18 protein-coding genes are annotated in these 20,955 nt (G+C 61.2%); 5 read left to right on the top strand and 13 right to left on the bottom strand.

What is annotated here, in order from left to right:
* Positions 1–24 precede the first annotated feature (24 nt).
* The 7 genes from AC3EA7_RS11820 to AC3EA7_RS11850 form a co-directional block, all read right to left on the bottom strand.
* The gene (locus AC3EA7_RS11820; protein WP_488614259.1) at positions 25–1,443 is read right to left on the bottom strand and encodes a helix-hairpin-helix domain-containing protein; all 1,419 of its coding nucleotides are present in this window, start codon (positions 1,441–1,443) and stop codon (positions 25–27) included.
* 15 nt (positions 1,444–1,458) lie between these two features.
* Entirely contained in the window at positions 1,459–1,698 is a 240-nt protein-coding gene (locus AC3EA7_RS11825) for a hypothetical protein (protein ID WP_488614260.1), read from the bottom strand.
* Positions 1,695–2,756, bottom strand: coding sequence for a chymotrypsin family serine protease (locus AC3EA7_RS11830; protein WP_488614261.1), 1,062 nt, complete (start codon positions 2,754–2,756; stop codon positions 1,695–1,697). Before AC3EA7_RS11830 ends, AC3EA7_RS11825 begins: the two co-directional genes overlap by 4 nt.
* 82 nt (positions 2,757–2,838) lie before the next feature.
* Positions 2,839–3,486, bottom strand: coding sequence for a hypothetical protein (locus AC3EA7_RS11835; protein ID WP_488614262.1), 648 nt, complete (start codon positions 3,484–3,486; stop codon positions 2,839–2,841).
* Positions 3,487–3,752: 266 nt separating this feature from the next.
* Positions 3,753–4,064 (bottom strand): hypothetical protein, encoded by a 312-nt coding sequence (locus AC3EA7_RS11840; protein ID WP_488614263.1) that lies wholly within the window; start codon positions 4,062–4,064, stop codon positions 3,753–3,755.
* Positions 4,065–4,469: 405 nt separating this feature from the next.
* Positions 4,470–4,877: a type II toxin-antitoxin system VapC family toxin gene (gene vapC, locus AC3EA7_RS11845; RefSeq protein WP_488614264.1), complete on the bottom strand. Its 408-nt coding sequence runs from the start codon at positions 4,875–4,877 to the stop codon at positions 4,470–4,472.
* Positions 4,874–5,086 (bottom strand): type II toxin-antitoxin system VapB family antitoxin, encoded by a 213-nt coding sequence (locus AC3EA7_RS11850; RefSeq protein WP_488614265.1) that lies wholly within the window; start codon positions 5,084–5,086, stop codon positions 4,874–4,876. Before AC3EA7_RS11850 ends, vapC begins: the two co-directional genes overlap by 4 nt.
* Positions 5,087–5,312: 226 nt before the next feature.
* Here AC3EA7_RS11850 and AC3EA7_RS11855 point away from each other — a divergent pair, with 226 nt between their 5' ends.
* Positions 5,313–6,560, top strand: coding sequence for an MFS transporter (locus tag AC3EA7_RS11855; RefSeq protein ID WP_488614266.1), 1,248 nt, complete (start codon positions 5,313–5,315; stop codon positions 6,558–6,560).
* A gap of 73 nt (positions 6,561–6,633) precedes the next feature.
* Positions 6,634–7,065 (top strand): hypothetical protein, encoded by a 432-nt coding sequence (locus AC3EA7_RS11860; RefSeq protein ID WP_488614267.1) that lies wholly within the window; start codon positions 6,634–6,636, stop codon positions 7,063–7,065.
* A gap of 25 nt (positions 7,066–7,090) precedes the next feature.
* Here the strand turns inward: AC3EA7_RS11860 and AC3EA7_RS11865 are convergent, their stop codons facing one another.
* Positions 7,091–7,885 (bottom strand): hypothetical protein, encoded by a 795-nt coding sequence (locus tag AC3EA7_RS11865; RefSeq protein ID WP_488614268.1) that lies wholly within the window; start codon positions 7,883–7,885, stop codon positions 7,091–7,093.
* A gap of 897 nt (positions 7,886–8,782) precedes the next feature.
* Here AC3EA7_RS11865 and malQ point away from each other — a divergent pair.
* Positions 8,783–10,333, top strand: a complete 1,551-nt coding sequence (gene malQ / locus AC3EA7_RS11870; RefSeq protein WP_488614269.1) for a 4-alpha-glucanotransferase — start codon at positions 8,783–8,785, stop codon at positions 10,331–10,333.
* 9 nt (positions 10,334–10,342) lie between these two features.
* Here malQ and AC3EA7_RS11875 read toward each other — a convergent pair whose 3' ends face one another.
* Both AC3EA7_RS11875 and AC3EA7_RS11880 read right to left on the bottom strand, forming a co-directional pair.
* The gene (locus AC3EA7_RS11875) at positions 10,343–12,844 is read right to left on the bottom strand and encodes a beta-mannosidase (RefSeq protein ID WP_488614270.1); all 2,502 of its coding nucleotides are present in this window, start codon (positions 12,842–12,844) and stop codon (positions 10,343–10,345) included.
* 270 nt (positions 12,845–13,114) lie between these two features.
* Positions 13,115–13,525, bottom strand: a complete 411-nt coding sequence (locus tag AC3EA7_RS11880; RefSeq protein WP_488614271.1) for a hypothetical protein — start codon at positions 13,523–13,525, stop codon at positions 13,115–13,117.
* Between the two features lie 264 nt (positions 13,526–13,789).
* Here AC3EA7_RS11880 and AC3EA7_RS11885 point away from each other — a divergent pair, with 264 nt between their 5' ends.
* A complete protein-coding gene (locus AC3EA7_RS11885; RefSeq protein ID WP_488614272.1) occupies positions 13,790–14,509 on the top strand; it encodes a DUF4397 domain-containing protein in 720 nt (239 codons plus the stop codon).
* A gap of 91 nt (positions 14,510–14,600) precedes the next feature.
* Here the strand turns inward: AC3EA7_RS11885 and AC3EA7_RS11890 are convergent, their stop codons facing one another.
* From AC3EA7_RS11890 to AC3EA7_RS11900, 3 genes are all read right to left on the bottom strand, one after another.
* Positions 14,601–16,658, bottom strand: coding sequence for a S9 family peptidase (locus tag AC3EA7_RS11890; RefSeq protein ID WP_488614273.1), 2,058 nt, complete (start codon positions 16,656–16,658; stop codon positions 14,601–14,603).
* 233 nt (positions 16,659–16,891) lie between these two features.
* Positions 16,892–17,842 (bottom strand): carbohydrate kinase family protein, encoded by a 951-nt coding sequence (locus AC3EA7_RS11895; protein ID WP_488614274.1) that lies wholly within the window; start codon positions 17,840–17,842, stop codon positions 16,892–16,894.
* A complete protein-coding gene (locus tag AC3EA7_RS11900; RefSeq protein ID WP_488614275.1) occupies positions 17,839–19,764 on the bottom strand; it encodes a histidine kinase N-terminal 7TM domain-containing protein in 1,926 nt (641 codons plus the stop codon). Before AC3EA7_RS11900 ends, AC3EA7_RS11895 begins: the two co-directional genes overlap by 4 nt.
* A gap of 222 nt (positions 19,765–19,986) precedes the next feature.
* Here AC3EA7_RS11900 and AC3EA7_RS11905 point away from each other — a divergent pair, with 222 nt between their 5' ends.
* A complete protein-coding gene (locus AC3EA7_RS11905) occupies positions 19,987–20,814 on the top strand; it encodes a class II aldolase/adducin family protein (RefSeq protein WP_488614276.1) in 828 nt (275 codons plus the stop codon).
* Positions 20,815–20,955 lie beyond the last annotated feature (141 nt).

Consider the following 20,955-nt stretch of genomic DNA (forward strand, 5'->3'; position numbering starts at 1 on the left):
ATCCGGTTGATCTTCCTAACAAGGCTAGGGCGTCACCCGCAATCGCGGTCCTGAAATGGCGCTCAGGACGCGCGCTTCGGGCATGAGCGCTGCCAGGAGCAGTTGATACCTGCCGACTTCGGGCAGGTCGGCATCGAGGGTGAGCGGGATATCCAGCGTGTCAGGCGCACATTCAATTCTTGTTGTGTTCAGAATGTGCGTTTCGCCGGATGCGAGGTCATACGCCAGGAGCACAACGTGACAGGACATGCTCTGTTTGCCTGTGGTTGCCGCACCTTCGAGATGCACTGTGGCGGTCGCGTGTAGTTGGGAGGCGCCGCCTTTCCCGCGTTGTGCGGGAACCGTCTCGATCTGCACATCATTCAAATGAAGAGAAGCGAATACGGCTTCCGCCGGGAGCGGCGTTCTGGTCTCGATAAAGAATCGCGCTACCTGCTGATCGTTCCACTCCGGCGGTTGCTCGTCGGTCATGGTCAGACAGACGCCCCGCACGTCTCCTTCTTCGTCGAGCAGAATGGCGGCGAACATGATCGGCGACTCTTCGAGCATCATTTCCTGTGCCTCCCGGGTTGCTTCTGCTGCTATTGGCAGCACTGTCTCTCCAAGCGGTTCGGCAAATTCGACAATCGGCTTTTCTTCGACGGGCTTTGCTTCGGCTGCCGCTGGTGGGGCTTCGGTGGTGAGCGGTTCGGCTGCCGCTGGTGGGGCTTCGGTGGTGAGCAGTTCGGCTGCCGCCAGTGGGGGCGCTTCTGTGGTGAGCAGTTCAGCTTCGGCTTCCGCCGTTTGCGGTGGCGCTGCGGTGGTGAGCGGTTCGGCTTCCGTCGTTTGCAGTGGGACTGCGGTGGTGAGCGGTTCGGCTTCCGCCGGTGGTGGCGGCGCTTCCATCGTGACCGAACGTTCTGCCGCCGGTTCCAGGGCAGGTGTGGTGAGTGCTGGAGGATGCGCCAGTTCGCGGGCGCGTTCGATCCAGCCCATCCGGGTAATCTGCTCGGTGGATCGTCCTGTCCAGGCCGCCAGATCGGACGGTGAGCATGCCGCCAGCGCGGCAAAGGTCGTAATGCCCGCAGCGTGCAATCGTCGCGCAATCGCCGGTCCGATCCCTGGAATCTGTTGGAGGTCGTCGGGAGGGACGGCGGAGTCCGGCGCGGTGGGCGCTATGCTTTCAGGGAGACGTCTGATCGGCGAAGGAACGGCGCTGCCGATTGACTGCCGGAGCTGCTCGTGGAGCCATTCGATCAGCGCCTCATCCGGCACGCCGGTCCAGACCTTGTGCTGGTCGTGCTCTTCGTGGTAGGCGCGGGTGCGCCATGCCAGCCGCCCTTCCCCGGCGTCGCGCGATTCGACAGCAATGCGAAATGCGGCACGCTCGCTCCATGGGGTCTCATCACCTTGTCCGCCGCTTCGCATTTCATTGTCAGGCGACCATCGTTCGCGCACGGTCATAGGACATCTCCCCGCTCATTGCAAGCGATAATCTCCCCGTATCATCCCCACCGGAACGCCGTCGATCTCTTCTGGAACGTTCAGGTCGTCGGGTGTGCCGCGCACGTGAATGCGCACGCCGATCACTCCGGCTTCGGGAGGATCGAGCAACCCGATGTCGATATTGGTAACCGCCGGATGTGCGCTGAAACGCGCGATCAGATGATCGCGCGCTCGCCGCGCCTTGCGCCACCACGCTGCCGATTGCGAACTCATCGCGCCAGTGTCTCCAGCATCTCACGCTCGACCGCCTGCCACGCTTCTCGCACCACTGCTTCCGGTCGGCGTCGGTCGGTCATTGCCGGTCGTTTGGTGACGATATCGACGTTGAGCGCGTTGAGAACGCTCAACATATCGATTGCCAGCGCCTGCTCCGGATCGTCACTTCCTGCAAAGTGCAACCCAACCGCTGCGCGCGTTTCGGCATCGAGCCACCACGAGCCGGAGTCGCCCCCTGCGCTGACTTCACGCTTTCCAGGTGCGGGAACGATGGTCATGACGTGTTGAATGGCGCGTTGCATAGAACCATACCACAGTCGCGCTTGTCCTTCAACCCCCGTGATGATTCCTTCGGTCACGCCGGTCGTGCGACCGGACTTGGTGACGCGCATGCCGAGGCGCGGCAGCGCCACGCCGCTGACTGGACCAATGTTCAACTGATTGTTGATCAACGAACGATCACCGGTGAGGATTGCTACGGCGGCATCGATCTGCTGCCGCATCGCGTGGCGCGTCATGGTTGCAACAACATCATACGGCATACCGCCGTCAAGCCGCCCCGGCTGGCAGATCGGCAACCCGGCGGAGACCCAGCGTTCAGCGGCGAGCACGTGCCAGTTGCTCAGGATCATCAGTTCGCCGGTGGTGCGATCGCGCACCAACCCGCCGAGGGTGCCCGCGCTGTAATCACGCGCGACCGACACGCTGATCCCGCCGCGCATCGGATCGTGGCGCGCCCGCGGACTGCTGGCAGGCGGTTGCGGGGGATACCACCAGCCCCAGACGTGCGGCACATAGGCGCCTTCAATCACATCGGTGACAAATTCGCCGATCTGTCGCGGCACTGCTTCGATGCCGGCGCGTTCGAGTTGCGCGCGGGACAGTTTTTGCGGCACGTGGAAGCGAATCGTCGGGCGTTCATCGGCGGCTTCGGCGCGGATCGGGATGCCGAAATCGACCATATTGACGCGGTAGGCAGGGTTGTAGAGGAACATCGGCGCCATCCGGCGCACCAGAAGGCGCGCCCGTGCAGCGCGGAGACGGTCATCGTCCATTGTCTTTCTCCCTGAAGGGGCGTCTGTGGCGACGTTGCATTGCAGCGTCGCCACAGATGCCGATTACCGACAGACCTTCGCCTTACGCATACACATCGAAGCGCACCGGCTGCTCGAAGCGAATGACGAGACCGCTCGGACCGAAGATCGAGGCGTGGATCGAGTCGACCCGCGACGCATACCCGGCGAACGGAACCATGGTGGTGCTCATCGCCGTCAGAATCTGCGCGCGCAGATGGACTTCATACAACCCTGGCGTGTTCGGCGTCAGCGTGATCGCGTTGAGGATGAACGGCACAGGCGCCAGGTTGCCGGTCACCGTTCCGCTCAGCGTCGCTTCGGGGCTCATCGTGATGACGTTGTTGGTGTTGTACGTGATCCGGTAGGGCAGCAGGGCGCCGCCGACGATCTGCATCGGCGATGGCGCTGGCGGACCAACCGGGTTGAGGAACAGCACCGTGAAGATCACCAGCGGCTGGCCGACCCGCACAATCGGATTGGGCTTGGGGAAGCCGAGATCGAACGGCTGGGAGAACGGACCGACCGCCATAATGTCCCACCAGTTCGTCGGCGCGGCGATCTCAGGTCGCCAGCTTGCCTTGGCCTCCTCATACGCCGCTTCGAGGCGCTCCATCAGTGCTGCCTGCAGCTCTTCAACCGCCAGTTCTTCCCTCTCGACCTCCGCTCCCTTCGCTGCCACCAGTTCTCGTTTCGCAGTTGCGACTGCCATGGTTGTGACCTCCCTTTCCTTACCTTACATGCACGTGCGTTGCTTACGCGCAAGGACATCCTACGCTGCGCCGCTCACGGCGCACTCGGCGATGAATGCGCGGAAACTGCGGAATGCCACAAATCTGAATTACGCCGCGAACAGGTTCGACGCGCGGTAGGAGGAGAGGTGCTGAAGAGCAGCGCGTGAGCGACTGACGGTGGTGCGCCGGACACGCTGTACTCAGCCAGCGCTCACGCTCGATGATCGGAGAGAGTGATTGAGGACTACAGACCTGCCTGATCCATCCAACGGATCCAGGGGAGGAGCGCATCGGTTACCGGGATATGCCCTGGCTCTTCAGGAAGAACCGGCAGATTGCGCGCGGAGGGCAGCCGAAGCGGCACGTGAGTTGTCTGGCGGGAACCACCGCCGCCGATGTGCAGTGCCGAGGCGTCCCCCTGCGCCAGGACCGTTCGGCGGCGGACCGGCGCCAGGTGGATCAGCAGACGACGACCACAGTGCGGGCACGACCATTCTTCCGCCCCTGATGCGTGTCTGTGACGGAGCTGGAGCGTGTGCAGGGGTTGATCCGACATTGCGTGTGTTCCTTTCGTGAAGAACGATTAGTCAATAATCTCTTAACTTCAATTATACACAAAAGAGTAACCTGGTGAAACCATGCACGATGCTCCTGAGCGCGCGGGCATCCTGCCCGCATGCGAAGTGCTATGGACCGGGCGCGCGGGCATCCTGCCCGCATGCGGAATGCGTCTCCATTCGCGCCTGGGCGCGCAGGCATCATCCGCGTCTGGAACGCGGGCATTGTGTCCGCTATCGAGGTAGGGTCCGCCCCAAACCTTCGAGTTGATCAACTGGCGGAACAGCCGAACCCGGCTGTGAACGATTCTGGAATCAAGCGGCGCTCACAGAGCGCGATCCGCTCGCGTGAGCGCATCCAGTGATCATGACGACGCCCGATGTGCGAGCAGCGCGGGAGAAATTCACGAGAGCGCTTCCGGGTGTACGACGCGCAGGCCAAGGTGCGCCTCATACCCATCGAAGTCGGTGTCGTGATGGAGCGGGGGAACACGGTGTTCGATGCACCACGCAGCGATCAGACTGTCAATTGTCTTGCGCACGGTTATTCCTTTAAGCCGCAACATACGGTAGTTGTGAGCGCTTTTCACTGCCAGATCCGGTGTGACCATGCTGACTTGAAGAAATTTCCCCGTAGCGCGGCGCGCCTGTTCAAAATCAGCATCTTCCCGGAAGTCCTGCAAGACTTCTGCGAGGATGAGATCCCCAACCAGTATCAAGTCTTGATCCACAAGACTATCCAGGTATTCGGTATGAGGAGCCTGGATGCCATTGAAATAGTCCACCCAGACCGTGCTATCGACCAGGATCATCGTGGACGCTCCAGACGATCCAGACGTTGATCGTGGAGATCGCCTTCCCATTTCAGTTTTCCGCGCAGGGCGCGCACCTCGGCCTGTTCGTGCAGGCGGATCAGGGTGCGCAACGCCTCGTGAACGACCTCACGCCTGGTTTTCAGACCGGTCACCTGCAGTGCGCGCTCGATGAGTTCATCGTCCAGAACAATGTTCGTGCGCTTCACGCTCCTCCTTGTGTGTATAAAGATGCAATTCCGTGTGTATGAATCACGTCCAGCTGGCGCCAGCCTCTCTCGCCATCAGCCCCGCGTCCCAACATCCTGTTGTCCTCTACGGCGTTTCCGGTCCATGCATACTCGCACCCCTCAGCCCCGTCCCGATGAGACATCCTCAGAGTAATGTGATATGATAGCCGCTCCTATATTCTCTCTGGAACCTGCACGAAAATTGATGCACCCATCAACGCCTTCGACCCGGTTTGCAGCGCTGACGGCGCTGCGCTACCGCGATTTCCGACTGCTCTGGGCCGGTCAGTTCGTATCAATCACCGGTACGCAAATGCGTAATGTTGCCATTGCCTGGCAGGTGTACCAGTTGGCGCAGGCGGACAGCAGCATCCGGGCGGAAATTGCGCTTGGATTGATCGGTCTGGCGCGCGTTATTCCGCTGGTTGTCACGGCGCTGTTCAGCGGCATGGTCGCCGACCGCGTCGAGCGGCGCAAAATCCTGATCCTGATGTCGCTCGTGGCGCTGGCGTGTTCCGTCGTACTGGCACTGACCGGCGATATGGAGCGTCCGCCGTTGCTGCTGATCTATGCGATGGTGGCGCTGGCGTCGGTAGCAGGCGCCTTTGAATTGCCGGCGCGCCAGGCGATCATTCCCAACCTGGTTGCACCGCAACACCTGCCGAATGCATTGAGCCTGAACATTGTCGCCTGGCAACTGGCGACGGTCATTGGTCCGGCGCTCTCCGGCGTGCTTATCGCAGCAGTCGGAGTTGCGCCGGTCTACTGGATCGATGCCGCCACCTTTCTGGCGGTTGCAGCAGCGGCGTCGCTTATGCGTACACGGAACATGCCGGTGCGCAGCGAACCGGTTTCGCTCCAGGCGGCGCTGGCAGGGCTGCGCTTCGTCTTCTCGCATCGCCTGATCGCTGCAACCATGCTGCTCGATTTCTTCGCCACTTTCTTTGGCGCTACCGGAGTGTTGCTCCCGATCTTTGCCGATCAGGTCCTGCGCGTCGGTCCGACCGAACTCGGCTGGATGTACGCTGCGCCATCGGCGGGGGCGGTGGTTGCGGCAACCCTGCTCAGCAGTGTGCGCATTCCGCGCCAGGGGATGACCCTGCTCGCGGCGGTGCTGGCGTTCGGTGTGTGCGTTACTGTCGTCGGGATGTCGCGCTGGCTCCCGCTGACACTGATTGCGCTAGCGGGCATGGGCGCAGCGGATACGATCAGCATGGTCATTCGCGGTACGATCCGTCAGTTGTTCACTCCCGATGAGCTACGCGGGCGCATGGTGGCAGTCACTATGGTCTTCTTTGCCGGCGGTCCGCAACTGGGAGAAACCAACGCCGGATTTATCGCCAGTCTGATCGGCGCGCCTGCGGCAGTGACCCTCGGCGGTGTGGCGTGCATCCTCCTGGTTGCCGGCACATCGATCAACGTGCGGGAATTGCGGGAATACGAGGGACCATGACCGTTTGACGAGTGACCGGTCATGTCGCTATACTACAGACGTGCAGGCGCTTTTCGAAACTGAGGACACTGGAGTGGCTCGCAACGACAATCCGCTGCGTGACATCGATCCCGCAACTCTTGACCCTGCGTGGCTGTTGAATGAGTTGAAAGAGGCGCATCAGACGATCCGCGCGCTGCTTCGGCAGCTTCGCAAAGAACAGGATCGTCAGGCTGAGATTGCGCGCGCCTACAACAAAACCGTCGCCAATCTGGTTGAGATCAGTCGTGAAAATGTCGCGCTCGAACGCGAACGCGACATGTGGAAGGCGCGCGCCGAGAGCGCCATGCGCGAACAGGAGGTCCCGAAGATTGGCAACATTCCCCTTGCGCTCACCGCTGCCGAAATCAGCGCCATTCGCAAAGCAATGGCGCGCCTGCACCACCCCGATGCCGGCGGCGACGCCGAGCGCATGAAACTCTGGAATACCGCTCTCGATCCGCTCGAGGAGCGAATCTCTTCCTGACACCGCTCCCCGTTCGCTTTTCCCCTCACTGCACAACGAACGACACAACACCGGTCAGCCGACTGCGCGTCCCATGCGCCACAATCTGATAGGTCCCCGGCGTCAGATCGGACGGTCGATACGTCAGCCACACCCGTCCCGACGGGTCGGCAGCAGCGGCCACATTGAGCGGCTTCACCCCCCGTGGTGTGTTGAGCCACGTCACCACATTCTCGCCTGGAACGAAACGATCGCTGAAGAAGGTGCGTGTTTCAGCCGCCGTGCCCCGCACCGGTTCGACAATCAGCCAGACGAACGGCGCGGTATCGTTGCCGCCGCCGACCAGAACCGGCGCCCAGTTACTGCGCCCGTTGCCGCCACGATCCTCGTCCGACCAGCGGAAGGTCGAGCGCGTTTCGATGGCGGTATTGGTTGCGAGTGCATTGCTGACCCTGAAATCGATGAAGCCGCTGCGCATTTTGCTGCTGCCGAGGCGACCAAACGTCACGGTGATCTGAGTCGGAGTCAGTTCACTCACCCAATCGCCGGCGGCGCGGTCGAAGCGGCTGGCGATTGGCAGGATATGGTTGCGGTTGTACGGAATGACGACGGTTGTGCTGCTGGCATCTCCCTTGCCGTCGTTGTACGCCCGGCTCTCGTAGGTTAGGGTCATGCCGCGTCCGACGCGGATGCTCGGCTCGGACCAGGTAACGGCGGTGACATCAGCGCCCGGCGGCGGCGGGACAGGCGTGGGTTCTGGTGGAAGAACGACCAGCGGCGGCGGCGGTCCCACGATCAGTGGCAGATAGACGGGCGGGATGGGGGTGGGAATAGCGCTCACGACAGGCGCCTCTGTTGTGGCGACGCCCGGCATGCCCCCGGTTCGCTGGAGGTAGGCATCGAGTGCAGGGCGGATGAGCGTGTCGAAATCGACTGCAATATCGCGGGTTGCCGGTCCAAGGTCCTCCTCGCGCAGCGTGAGCGCGTCGTCTGGAGTGACGACCGGCGGAGGATCGCCGGTGTGCTGTGCAGCGCCTGGCGCAGTGAATGCTGAACATTGTTATGACCAGCGCGCCAATCAGCAGCGCCGACCACAGAAAGCGTGTGAGCCTCATATGCTTCTTTCCTTTCACCATTCGGGTTGGGTCGCTCCATTGGTCAACCACAACGATAAAAGCGTACTCTCATGGTTGGACGTTCAGGAGAGGGGTATTGTTCTCTAAAAAGTCTGCAAATGAGCATATTTATCGATTGATAACGGTATTACTCCCCCTGGCGGCTGAGGTCGCATGGCGCACGGGCTGAAGCCCGCGCTGAGGACGCGGTTCGCCCGTGCTCACCGCAAGTGGAAGCCCCTGCGGAGCTACGGACCGGGGGCGTGGGGCGCCCCCCCTCTCCCCTGGTGGGGGAGAGGGAAGGGGGGTGAGGGGGCTACGGAGATGACGGGCGCGGGGGGCGCGTGCACGGGCTGAAGCCCGCGCTGAGGACGCGGTTCGACCCGACCGTGCTCACCGCAAGTGGAAGCCCCTGCGGAGCTACGGACCGGGAGCGTGGGGCGCCCCCCTCTCCCCTGGTGGGAGAGGGGGCAAGGGGGGTGAGGGGGATTGAGGAGACGGCGCGTGCGCGGGCTTCAGCCCGCGCTACGGAGGTGGCGGGAGCGGGGTAGTAGAGGCGCGCCGCTACTGTAAGTCGTTCGGGTATACTAGAGGGAAAAGCCTGATGACTGCGAGGACGACCTATGAACCGCCAACGAGCCAGCGGTATCCTGTTGCATCCGACATCGCTCCCTTCGCGGTGGGGGGTTGGTGACCTGGGAGATAGCGCGTATGATTTTGCCGATCTGCTGGCGGCTGCGGGTCAGCGTATCTGGCAGGTGATGCCGCTCGGTCCCACCGGCTATGGCGACTCGCCCTACCAGAGTTTCTCCGCTTTTGCCGGCAACCCGTTGCTGATCAACTTCGACATTCTGCTCGAAGAAACGCTGCTGGCGCCGTCGGACCTTGCCGATGCGCCGATTCTGCCCGATATTGCTGTTGATTATGGCGCGGTCATTCCATTCAAACAGCGCATCCTGCGGCGCGCGTTCGCTCGATTTCAACAGGGATACGCCGATCACCTGCGCGCCGATTTCGAGGCGTTCTGTGAGGCTCAGGCATCCTGGCTCGACGACTATGCGCTGTTCGCTGCATTGAAAAGCGCCAACGGCGGCGGTCCCTGGTCCACCTGGGATCCGGGATTGCGACGGCGCGAACCCGCCGCGCTCGATGCGGCGCGCCGCGCGTATGCCGACGAGATCGCCTACCAGCGTTTCATCCAGTATCTCTTCTTCGATCAGTGGCTGGCACTGAAGAAGTACGTTAATGACCTGGGTATTCAGATCCTGGGAGATATTCCCATCTTCGTCGCCTACGACAGCGCCGATGTCTGGGCGCATCCTGAGTTGTTCTTCCTCGACGATGAAGGCAGGCCGACGGTGGTGGCCGGTGTGCCGCCCGATTACTTCAGCGCCACCGGACAGTTGTGGGGGAACCCGCTCTACCGTTGGGATGTGCTGAAAGAACGCGGCTACGACTGGTGGATCGAACGATTCCGCGCAACGTTGACGCTGGTCGATATTATGCGCATCGATCACTTTCGCGGCTTTGCCGCCTACTGGGAGGTGCTGGCAGACGAGGAGACAGCAGTCAACGGGCGCTGGGTCGAAGGACCGGGCGCCGACCTGTTCGAGGCGGTCGAGCGGGCGCTTGGCGCACTCCCCATCGTCGCCGAGGACCTGGGGGTGATTACGCCCGATGTCGAAGAACTGCGCGACCGGTTTGGCTTTCCGGGGATGCGGGTGCTCCAGTTCGCCTTCGGCGGAGACGCCAATCAGCCCTACCTGCCGCACAATCACATTCAGCGATGCATCGTCTATACCGGTACGCACGACAACGATACGACGCTTGGCTGGTGGCGCACTGCTTCGGAGAAAGAGCGCCGTCATGTGCAATTATACCTGGGACGCAGCGGCGACGACATCGCGTGGGATTTTATCCGGGTCGCCCTCTCGTCGGTGGCGGATACCGCGATCATCCCGTTGCAGGATGTGCTATCGCTGGGGAGCGAGGCGCGGATGAATACGCCGGGTCGCCCTGGCGGCAACTGGACGTGGCGCTTCAGCATGCACCAGCTTGCGCCAGCCGTTATCTCGCGGCTGCGTGAACTGACAATCCTGTACGGTCGGTATACCGAACCGCGACCGAAGGAGAACAAGACCGAACCGGTTGATGCGCATTCGGTGTATGCGTGAGCGGGCGAGTCACTCCATTCCGAGCCAGCGCACGCTGACCGCACGTTCGCCCAGGCCGCCGGCGTGGATCACCTGCTCATCGTCCGGCATCAGATCGAGGTAATTGTCGCTCCAGGCAACGCCGTCTCCGGCAGCGAGCACCACGCCTTTGGCGGGGTGGGCTGCGCGGATGTGCAACTCATCCCCAGACACCAGATCGAGCACGATTACCGGATCGGGGAACGTCAGATACTTGAGTGGTTCGGGCCAGAGCGAGGCGCGCGCCACAATCTGACCGTTCACGATGACACGGGCGTCGAAGATCAGCGCTGCTCCTGGATCGAAGCCAAACTGCCCCAGTTCGGTGGTGCGGTTGGGGAGCAGCGACACCTGCAATTTATCGAGCACCAGCAGGTCGCCGTTGAGCGTCCAGGTGCGCAGTTCAACATCGACATCCGCCGTCGTCGTTTTTCCATTGACCACCCACAGTTCGACGCTATCGGCGGTGCGCGCCAGACCGGGCGCAATGGGTGCAAGCGCGCGCCGCACCGCATAGAGCGCCGGTTTGGGGCGCATATAATAGTCGATCAGCGACCAACTGACAACGGGCCAGCAATCGTTCAGCTGCCAGATCAGCGCGCCAGCCGTCGCATAGCGTCCTGGTCCTCCCCAGCGCCGTCTCCAGGCGCGGATTGCCGTTGCCAGCGCCTCAGCCTGCACCAGTTGCGTCGCGTAGATGTACCCGTCCAGGTCGTAGGGAATGCGCACGTTATCGTTCAGGTAAACCGCCAGGCGGCGGGGACCGTCGGCTGCTTTGTTGTGGTGATCGAGGGTGCGACTCTGCGGGTAGCGCTCGGCGGGCGGCGCGAACGCTTCGATCGTGGCACGATCCGGAAACGCCTGCATGCCGAATTCGCTAACGAAGCGACCGTGGTAGGCGGCATACTGCTGGTAAGGCGCGACACGTCCATGCCAGACTTCCCAGGTATGCCGGTCGCCGAATGTTTGATCGGCGCCGTCGGCGCCACCGTATGGACTGCCGGGCCAGTAGGGGCGCGTTGGATCGAGGGTGGCGCAGATGTCGGGCAGTAGACGTTCGTAGATCAGGCGCGCCGGAAAACGATCGGCGTTCTCTTCCGGGGTAAGGTTGGGATCATAGCGTCCGGTGGCGGCGGCAATCTGATAATCCTCATTGTTGCCGCACCAGAGGGCCAGGCAGGCGTGATGTCGCAGGCGCCGCACCTGCGCTTCCGCCTCGGCGCGCACACTGTCGCGGAACCATCCCGGCGCCGGGTAGATGCCGCAGGCAAACATGAAATCCTGCCACACCAGCAACCCAAGTTCGTCGCAAGCGTCGTAGAATGCGTCGTCCTCATAGATGCCGCCGCCCCAGACGCGCAGCATGACCATATTCGCCGCCGCCGCCTGTTCACACCACGCGCGATACCGCGCCGGCGTGATGCGCGTCACGAAACTGTCGGCGGGGATCCAGTTCGCCCCGCCGCAAAAGATGGGAACGTTATTGACCTCGAACAAAAAGGTTGTCCCCGGTTCGTCTTCGAGCGGTTCCTGGACCAGCCGCAGCCGTCGCAGCCCGATGCGCAACTCGCGTCGGTCGAGTGCGCCATTGCTGTTCTGGAGCGTGGCAACCAGGCGATACAGCGGATGATCGCCGTAGCCATTGGGCCACCACAGGCGCGGCGCGGACACATGCAGCCGGGTTGCGCCGCCGCCTCCATCAACCGGCAGCGTGACCGCAGCAACCAGCGTGCCATCAGGATCGAACAGATCAACCTGCATGGTCATCCCCGCCAGGAAGCGCGCCATCTCCTCCGCGTTGCGCGCAATGTGTTGTCCCGCTTCGATTGCGACCTGCACGGCGATCGTTGCGTTCTGCAGATCGGTATCAACTTCGACCGGGCAGGAGAGATCGGCAATGCGCGCTGTAAACATCTCCAGGCGAACTGGACGCCAGGGACCGGCGGTCAACAGAGTTGGTCCCCAATCCCAGCCATAGTGGTACTGCGCCTTGCGCACATAGAGGCGGCTGCTATCGCCGTTCCAGAGCGGCAGGGCGCCGCCTTCCGCTTCACGCGCCCACCCGCGGCGCAGCGCCGAGTCCAACAGCACAATCAACAGGTTGCTTCCCGGATAGATCAGGCGGGTCGCTTCGATGCGGCGCGGGACGAACATGTTGTCATGGTTCAACACCAGCGCATCGTTGAGCCAGACCTTTGCAAACGTATCGAGGCCGTCGAAGCACAGCGTCACCGTTTCATCCGGCGCAAGATCGTCGGGCACGTCGAAATCACACCGATACAGCCAGGCGACCTCGCCAACCCACTGTGCGGCGTGCTCATTCAGCCCGTCGAACGGATCGGGCAGCAGCCCGGCAGCAATCAGGTCCTGATGAACGACGCCAGGAATCGTTGCCGGTATCCATCCCTCGTCGTCATCGATCTGATCGGCGAATTCACGCGCTGGATCGTACTGCCTGAGCCGCCACCCGCCGGAAAGCACAATCTGCCGCATGAAAGACCTCTCACACTCACTGCTCACGCTGCTCCTGAGCGTGCAGGCATCTCCCGTAAGGGCGGGTCTGAGACCAGCCCCAAGCGCGCGGGGGTCTCCCGTAAGGGCGGGTCAAAGCCCCGCCTTGCCCGTAAGGGCGGGTCTCAGACCCGCCCGCCCGAACATCCTTTCCATCGCCTGGAGGCTATCTGAAAAATCGCCGCGTGACGTGCGTCCGGGTAGGTAAAGACGCTGCCTTCACTCACCTGACAGGCTTTGCCGGATAGACCATTAGTGTTCAATCGCCGCCAGCAATCGGAGGTGATTGAGCAGTGTATGTATATGTGCTGCATCAGCATCGGTTGAGTCGGCAGGGAAGCGCGCTTCGAGCGCCCGTATTGCTTCGTGAACCGTAGCCGAACCTTTCAGAAGTGCGAGGGTCCCCAGGTCTTCCAGCACATAACCGCCAGAGTCGCGACGGTACGCGATCCGGCATCCATAGGATGACTTGAGCGCATCGAGATCGTGCTTGAGGGCTGCTACGGCTGCGGCCGGGTACCCCTCAGCGCCAAGCTCCTGTTGCACGGCTGTAATCAGGTCCTCGGTCGACGCTGGTCCACGCAGCAACATGCGCGCAATAAACAGGCGCCGTCGGAAAGTCAGTTGCGAACTGCGTTTGATGCCGCCGCGTCGTTGTGTCATAACTTTTCCTTTCAGCAGACTACATCGCAGGCTAGAGTATAGCACAAAAGTATAGCATACATTACAATGCGCAAAACACCCATGCAGTCCAGAAAATTCACCCCCCGCATGATCGTTGCATCTTTTGGCTGTCGATCGATTCGATTCAGACTCGCCCACCATTCCAGACATCCGATCTGGAATTACATACGTGCCTGCTGACGCAAGCGCTTGCAATCCCCGGCAAAGAAGGAAGCGCAAGGAAAGAAAGGGAGGACACTCATCGTGGTTCGCCGATCATTTGTGATGCTCGTTGCTCTCGTTGCAGTTGCGCTTGCATCGTTCATCGCCGCCCCTGCACAGGCTGCTGGCAACGCGAAGGTCTACGTCGTACACGGCATCCCCGGACGCGATCTTGGTCTCCAGCCGAGTTTGCCGGTCGATGTATCGGTCAACGGCGCGTGCGCGCTGACGCGCTTCAAGTACACCGATACCGTTGGGCCGATTGAGCTGCCAGCCGGCTCATACGACATTAAGATCCATCTCTCCGCCTCTCTGTCTACGCCCCCGTGCAGTGGTCCGGTCGCGGTCGCTGCGACCGTGCCGTTTGCCAGCGGTGAGAATGCAACGATTGTTGCCCACCTGACTGCCAGCGGTGCACCGACGGCCTCGAAGTTCATCAACGATGTGACCCCAGCAAGCGCTGGCAATGGCCGCATTACGGCGCGCCACACGGCGCCGCTGCCGCCGGTGGATTTGATTGTCAAGACATTCGACTCCCCGGTAGCGTTGGCGGTCATTCCCAATCTTGCCAATGGTCAGCAGGTATCGGCTGAATTGCCGGTGAATACGCGCTTCCGGGTGCAGTTCGCTCTTGCCGGAACGACCGATCCGGTGCGGGTTGGCAGCGTGAAGGCGCGTCCAGGTGAGACGGTGATTTACCATGCTGTCGGTTCCGTGCGTAAGAATACGTTCACGCTGATCGAACTGCGCGTCAAGCCGTAAAAATGCAGAGACGTTGCACTGCAACGTCTCCACCGGTTGTTGCCCCGAAGAGACGTTGCACTGCAACGTCTCTTCTCGTTTGGGTTGATGGTTACGGTTCTGATCCGATACCCAGGCCATCGAGCAGAAACGCATATTCGAACACCGTTTCGCGCAGGCGGTCGTATCGTCCCGAAGGGCCCGCATGCCCGGCGGTCATGTCGGTCTTCAACAGCACACGGGCATCGTTCGTTTTGACATCCCGCAGTTTTGCGACCCATTTTGCCGGTTCCCAGTACTGCACCCGCGGATCGTGCAGCCCGGCGGTCGCCAGGATCGCCGGGTAAGCGCGCGGCGTTGTGTTGTCGCAGGGTGAATACGATTGCATATATGCATACTGCTCTGCAATCGCCGGGTTCCCCCACTCCTCGAATTCGATGGCGGTCAGCGGGATCGACGGATCGAGCATCGTGTTCACGACATCGACAAACGGCACATCGGCGACCGCGCAACGTATCAGGTCGGGACGCATAGTAACCACTGCGCCGACCAGCAAGCCGCCTGCGCTGCGACCCAGGATCGCCAGTCGATCCGGCGAGGTGTATCCTTCGGCGATCAGATATTCGGCGCAGGCGATGAAATCGGTGAAGGTGTTGCGCTTATGCATCATCTTGCCTGCCTCGTACCAGGCGCGCCCCAGTTCCCCGCCGCCGCGGACATGTGCAATGGCGAAAATAACTCCCCGATCTAACAGGCTGATCCGCTCGATCGAGAACCGCGGATCGGCAGTGGCGCCGTAGGAACCGTAGCCATACAGGAGCAGCGGCGCCGGACGGCTCACATCAGCGCGGTAGACGATCGAGATCGGCACGCGCACACCATCGCTGGCGGTCGCCCATAGCCGTTCGCTGTGGTAGTGCGATGGATCGTAGCCCGATACGTCGTCGCGCTTCAAGAGCGTCAGCGTGCGCGAGGGCATCTCATAATCGTAGATGGTGCGCGGTTGCGTCAGCGACATATAGTGCAGGCGCAGCACTGCCGTATCGAATTCCAGGTTTGGTTCCCACAGCGCATCCCTGTCCCACGATTGCAGTGTGTACACTGGCGCCGGGAAAGACAGTACATGTGCATCTCCAGTGCGCAGGTCGATGATCTCAACGCGCTCCTGAGCGTTGGAGCGCTCGTATGCAACCAGATGATCGGCGAAGAGGTCGATAGCGTCGATCATGACATCGGCGCGGTGCGAAATGACTTCTTCCAGGAGTTCCGGGCGCACATCGGCTACTGGCGCGCGCACGACACGGAAGTTGAGCGCATTCTCGTTGGTCAGAAAATAGAAATGATCGCCGCAGTGATGCGCCGTATACTCGATCCGATGGCGACGCGGCAATAGTATGCGCGGTGCGTTCATCGGCGCATCAGCGGGAATGGCGTGCACCTCCGACGTTGTGTTACTGTGGGATGTGATCAGGACATACGCGCGGCTGCGGGTCAGTGACAGGCTCAGATGGAAGAGCGGATCCGGCTCTTCGTACACCAGAACGTCATCCGCCGGGTCGCTCCCGATGGCATGGCGATACACACGATAGGGGCGCTTTGCATCGTCGAGCGTGGTGTAGAACAGGTATTGCCCGTCGTTGCTCCAGGCGGCGCCGTAGTACGTGTTGGGAATGGGCTGATCGAGCAGCGCGCCGGTCGTCAGGTCCTTGAGATAGAGCGTATATGTTTCTGATCCGTCCACGTCGACCGAATAGGCGAGCAGGCGTCCGTCGTATGCTGGCAGGAAAAGCCCGATGCGGGTGAAGGTCTGTCCTTCTGCAAGTGCATTGATGTCGAGCAGAAGTTCTTCATCGTCTGCACCGGCGGTGCGGCGGTAGACCATCGGATACTGTCGCCCCGCCTGGATGCGTGTGTAGTACTCAAACGCGCCATAACGCTCCGCGACGCTTTCGTCGTCTTCCTTCACGCGGTTGCGCATTTCGTCGTACAGACGCTCACGGAGCGCGGCGGTGTGCGCCATCATCGCCTCGGTGTAGCGGTTTTCGGCTTCGAGATGAGCGATCACGTCCGGGTTGTCGCGTTCGCGCATCCAGAAATAATCGTCAGTGAGCGTATCACCGTGAAGTGAGATGATCCGCGGTCGTTTTGGCGGAATGGGGGGTGTGAGCATGCAGGAACCTCATGAATGATCAGGTATCTTTGCGCTTTTGTGCGCGCTTATTTGACAGGACATACGCGGTCGCATCACGGACGAGCCGCGTGACAGCTTGCCTTCGGCAGCATGGTGCGTATCTGCTTTTGTGGTGCGGCGGCAAAGCCGCTGCCCCGCACCACCTTCATCGGGAGCGTCACCCTGCCGCGGGCTCTGGCGGCGCCAGAAAACGTCTCACTGCGTAAGTCCTGTTATTTGAAAGGGTTGGGTCCAATGTCGTGCAGTATGCGTTGCAGTTCATCATCGATCGGCGGGCGGGCGCCAGTGCGCTGCGCCACCCACGCGCCGATCCGGTTGGCGAAACGAGCAGCCGTGAGCGCGTCGCCGGTCGCCAGGTAATGCGCCAGAAATGCGCCATTGAACGCATCCCCTGCGCCGGTCGTATCAACCGGCGTATCGATGGACTGTCCCGGTACATGCTGTGCCAGCGTGGGGGTCATGATGAAGCAACCGTCGCGATCAAGCTTAAGCGCCACCAGTGCGCCGGGGAAGCGTTCACGCAGCGCTGCGGCGATTGCTTGCGGATCACGCTCGCCGGTCAACACTTCACCCTCATCACGATTCGGAAGCAGGATATCGACCGGCAACTCGGCAGTAATCCGGTTGAACTGGTCGTACCCGATCTCACGAATGATCTGGTACGATGCCGGATCGAACGAGATCGTGGCGCCGCCGGCGCCGGCGATATGCGCCGCGTGCAACGCAGCGGCGCGCGGCGGATCGCTGAAGAGCGACCATCCGGTCACGTGAAGATGGCGGCAGGCGCGCAGCGCCGCTTCTGGCAGCATGTCGGGCAGCAGTCGATGATCGGCGCCGCGATTGGTCACCATACTTCGCTGCCCGGCGCGGTCGATCAGCGCCAGGACAACGCCGGTTTCACTGTGGCGCAGGCGGACGATATGCGCCTCGACACCTTCCTGGCGCAGGTCGGCGGCGATCAGGTCGCCGAAGATATCCGCGCCCACGGCGCCGATAAAACCGGCAGGCGCACCACACCGGGCGATCCATACGGCGACATTGGCCGCCGATCCGCCCGGCGCCAGTTTGATGCTGCCGGTCGTGTCACCGCCGGGGAGCAACAGTCCGTCTGGTTTGACCAGCACATCCCACACCAGATCGCCAACTGTCATGATGATCGTCATTGATCCACCTGTTCAAGTTCAGACGTGAAGGCATGTTCGCTGGCATCATCCGACCGGATTGCGGCTGGCAGCCTCATCGTAAATGTCGAACCTTTTCCTGGCTCGCTGGCAATGGTAATATCGCCCCCCATCAACCGGCAGAATTGCCGGCTGATCGCAAGCCCCAACCCGGCGCCGCTGTACTTGCGATGTTCGGTATCTTCTACCTGCGAGAAATCTTGAAATAACGACGGTAGATGTTCAGGTGCAATGCCAATGCCGGTGTCGGCGACCTCGAACGTGATCCAGTCTGCGCTTTCGTCGGCTGCATTCGTTGAGGGCGTGACAGGCGACTCGCGCCAGATACGGAGGGTGATCGCGCCGTTTTCGGTGAACTTTGCAGCATTGCTCAGAAGATTCAACAGCGTCTGCCGGATTTTGGTCTTTTCGCTCATCATAAGATCGGCGTCGGGTGCGCGGGTGACCGTCAGGGTATTCCCATTGTGCGCAGCGAGCAGCTGCACTGTCTGCGTCACATCGTGCACCAATGCTTCGATCGAGAAGAGTTCGATATGCAGAGGCATTTTCCCCGCATCGAGCTTTGAGAGGTCCAGGATGTTATTGATAATCGCCAGCAGGTGCTGCGCCGAGGCGCGGATGGCATCCAGTTCCTCCCGATACAGGGGTTGGCCCTGGCGTGTGAGATCCATGCGTATCAGATCGGCATAGCCCAGGATGGCGCTGAGCGGAGTGCGCACCTCATGGCTCATATACGCCAGAAACTTGCTCTTGGCGCGATATGCGGCTTCCGCTTGCTCCTTTGCGACTATCGCGGTCTGCTGGAGAGTCATCAGCTTATCATTCTGCTGGCGCAACGCCTCTTCGATCTGCTTGAGGCGAGTAATGTCGTGCCACACGATCACCCGCCCCCGCAGCCGTCCATCACGATCACGCAGCGGTGAGATAAGGACCTCCAGAACGAGCGTCCGTCCCTCAATCTCGATCTGCACCTCTTCGTTCAATTCAACGACCTCGTAGTAGCGATCAAGAATCTGTGGCCACTGGCTCAACACCTGACGGACTGGCTTTCCGATGATGTCGGCGGCAGCGCAGCCGATCACATGTTGAGCGGCGCAGTTGACATCGACAATCCGATTATGCTCATCGAGCACGATGACGCTCTGGTTGATGCTTTCGAGTACAATATCGCGCGCAACGGGCACGATATCGAGAAACCGCAATCGCAAGGCGCCAAATGCGATTGCGCCAGCAGTGAACGTGAACCCAAACGGAGAAAGATCCAGCCCGGTCCACGGCGTCAGTCTCAATACGTACAACCCATTGCCGATCCAGGGCGCCATCGCTCCAAGCAGGAAGATTGCGATCTGGCTCAGGTAGAGCCGTTGCGACCGCACAAAGCGCCGGAGCAGGATCAATATGCCAACTGCCAGGCAGATATGGGCATAGATGTTACAGACCCAGAATGCCGGTCCGTGGTCAAAATCGAGGATCGGAAAGGGTCCGTCGGTATTCACCTGAATCTGTGGCCAGATCAGACCGTGGTAATCGTTCGTCCAGACGGCAATCTGCGTCAGCACGGGAATGATGAGGATCAGCGCCAGGTTTCGCCTGGTCAGCCAGTGATCCAGGCTGGCATATTCCAGCGCAAAGACAAGCCAGGCAACCGGTAACGTCATAATGCCCGGATATTGCATCCGCGCCCAAAAGAGCGCAATCGGCATCGGAGTCGCGGCGATTTCGAGCGCATAAGCAAACGACCAGACCGCAGCCGCGATGCTCAAGGCGAACAGTGGTCGTGCACCGGGTACGGTACGGCGATGCCAGACAAAGATGGCGACTATCACCGCTAATGATGCGCTGATCATCAGTGGCAGCGTGTACGGTAGCGCCAGCTGCCATTCGGTTGTGGTCTCGTCGAGCACGGCACGATACCGTTGCAGCGTTTCTGTGAGAAAACCGTGACGGAACGTCGAAAGATACGATTTCCATCGCGTCTTGTGTAATTGGTTGATAATACCACACTTGAACCGCTCACCGATCATAGATGTGCAGCAGTTGCGTCGTGTTGATGCTACAATCTGTGAGAACGCGCGATCATCTCGCGCGTCATTGCGCGCAGGTCTGCACTACACGGAGTCTTGCATATGTCGCTCAAAGAACCGCCGTTTCCGACGCTCGATGACATCATGCTGCAGATTGGCGAAGCAGGACGGCGAATGGCGGAGATTGGCGCCAGCGAAGGCGCGGCTGGCAATATCTCGGTGTATGCGGGATGGTTGCTGGAGGTTCAGTCGGTTTTCCCGCTGGTCGACGAAATCGAGTTGCCGGTCGTCGCTCCTGCCCTGGCAGGCGGTTGGCTGCTGGCGACCGGCTCCGGCACGCGGCTGCGTGAAGTCTACGACCGTCCGCTGGAGAACCTTGGTGTGTTACAGGTTGCTCCAGATGGCAGGCACGCCCGATTGTACACGGCGCCCGCGCGCCGGTTTACCCGACTCACGAGCGAACTCAATTCACACCTGGCGGTGCACAACGATAAGGCAGCGGCTACCGGCGCACTGTACAGCGCGCTGGTGCATGCGCAACCACTGCACCTGACGTACCTCAGCCACATCCCGCAGTACCGCGACCCGGTTGAACTGAACCGTCGACTCTTCCGCTGGCAACCAGAGACGATCATGACGTTTCCGCAGGGCATTGCCGTCCTGCCCTTCATTCTGCCAGGCTCGGCGGAGTTGATGACGGCGACGGCGGCAGCGTTGCACACCCATCGCCTGGTTGTCTGGAGCAAGCATGGCGTCATGGCGCACTCGGACGTTTCGGTGAAGCGTGCTGCCGATCTGATCGAGTATCTGGAAACGAGCGCGCGCTACGAAGTGCTCAACCTGAGCGCCGGTGAACTCGCCGATGGGCTGCAACCCGACGAGATCCGCGCCATTGCGCGCGCCCTGGGTATTGAGCAGACGATATGCTAAAGAGGCGAGAGGTGAGAGGTGAGAGGCGAGAGGCGAGAGGCGAGAGGCGAGAGGCGAGAGGCGAGAGGCGAGAGGCGAGAGAGGTTTCAGGTGCGAAGGTTGAAGGTTGAAAGATGGTCATTGCACATTGCATGGTGCACG

The sequence above is a fragment of the Roseiflexus sp. genome (genome assembly GCF_057785375.1).

What these genes read in the sequence shown, in the direction of transcription:
- AC3EA7_RS11820 (WP_488614259.1), bottom strand. Translation starts at nt 1,443, where the DNA reads ATGACCGTGCGCGAACGATGGTCGCCTGACAATGAAATGCGAAGCGGC.
- AC3EA7_RS11825 (WP_488614260.1), bottom strand. Translation starts at nt 1,698, where the DNA reads ATGAGTTCGCAATCGGCAGCGTGGTGGCGCAAGGCGCGGCGAGCGCGC.
- AC3EA7_RS11830 (WP_488614261.1), bottom strand. Translation starts at nt 2,756, where the DNA reads ATGGACGATGACCGTCTCCGCGCTGCACGGGCGCGCCTTCTGGTGCGC.
- AC3EA7_RS11835 (WP_488614262.1), bottom strand. Translation starts at nt 3,486, where the DNA reads ATGGCAGTCGCAACTGCGAAACGAGAACTGGTGGCAGCGAAGGGAGCG.
- AC3EA7_RS11840 (WP_488614263.1), bottom strand. Translation starts at nt 4,064, where the DNA reads ATGTCGGATCAACCCCTGCACACGCTCCAGCTCCGTCACAGACACGCA.
- vapC (WP_488614264.1), bottom strand. Translation starts at nt 4,877, where the DNA reads ATGATCCTGGTCGATAGCACGGTCTGGGTGGACTATTTCAATGGCATC.
- AC3EA7_RS11855 (WP_488614266.1), top strand. Translation starts at nt 5,313, where the DNA reads ATGCACCCATCAACGCCTTCGACCCGGTTTGCAGCGCTGACGGCGCTG.
- malQ (WP_488614269.1), top strand. Translation starts at nt 8,783, where the DNA reads ATGAACCGCCAACGAGCCAGCGGTATCCTGTTGCATCCGACATCGCTC.
- AC3EA7_RS11875 (WP_488614270.1), bottom strand. Translation starts at nt 12,844, where the DNA reads ATGCGGCAGATTGTGCTTTCCGGCGGGTGGCGGCTCAGGCAGTACGAT.
- AC3EA7_RS11880 (WP_488614271.1), bottom strand. Translation starts at nt 13,525, where the DNA reads ATGACACAACGACGCGGCGGCATCAAACGCAGTTCGCAACTGACTTTC.
- AC3EA7_RS11890 (WP_488614273.1), bottom strand. Translation starts at nt 16,658, where the DNA reads ATGCTCACACCCCCCATTCCGCCAAAACGACCGCGGATCATCTCACTT.
- AC3EA7_RS11895 (WP_488614274.1), bottom strand. Translation starts at nt 17,842, where the DNA reads ATGACGATCATCATGACAGTTGGCGATCTGGTGTGGGATGTGCTGGTC.
- AC3EA7_RS11905 (WP_488614276.1), top strand. Translation starts at nt 19,987, where the DNA reads ATGTCGCTCAAAGAACCGCCGTTTCCGACGCTCGATGACATCATGCTG.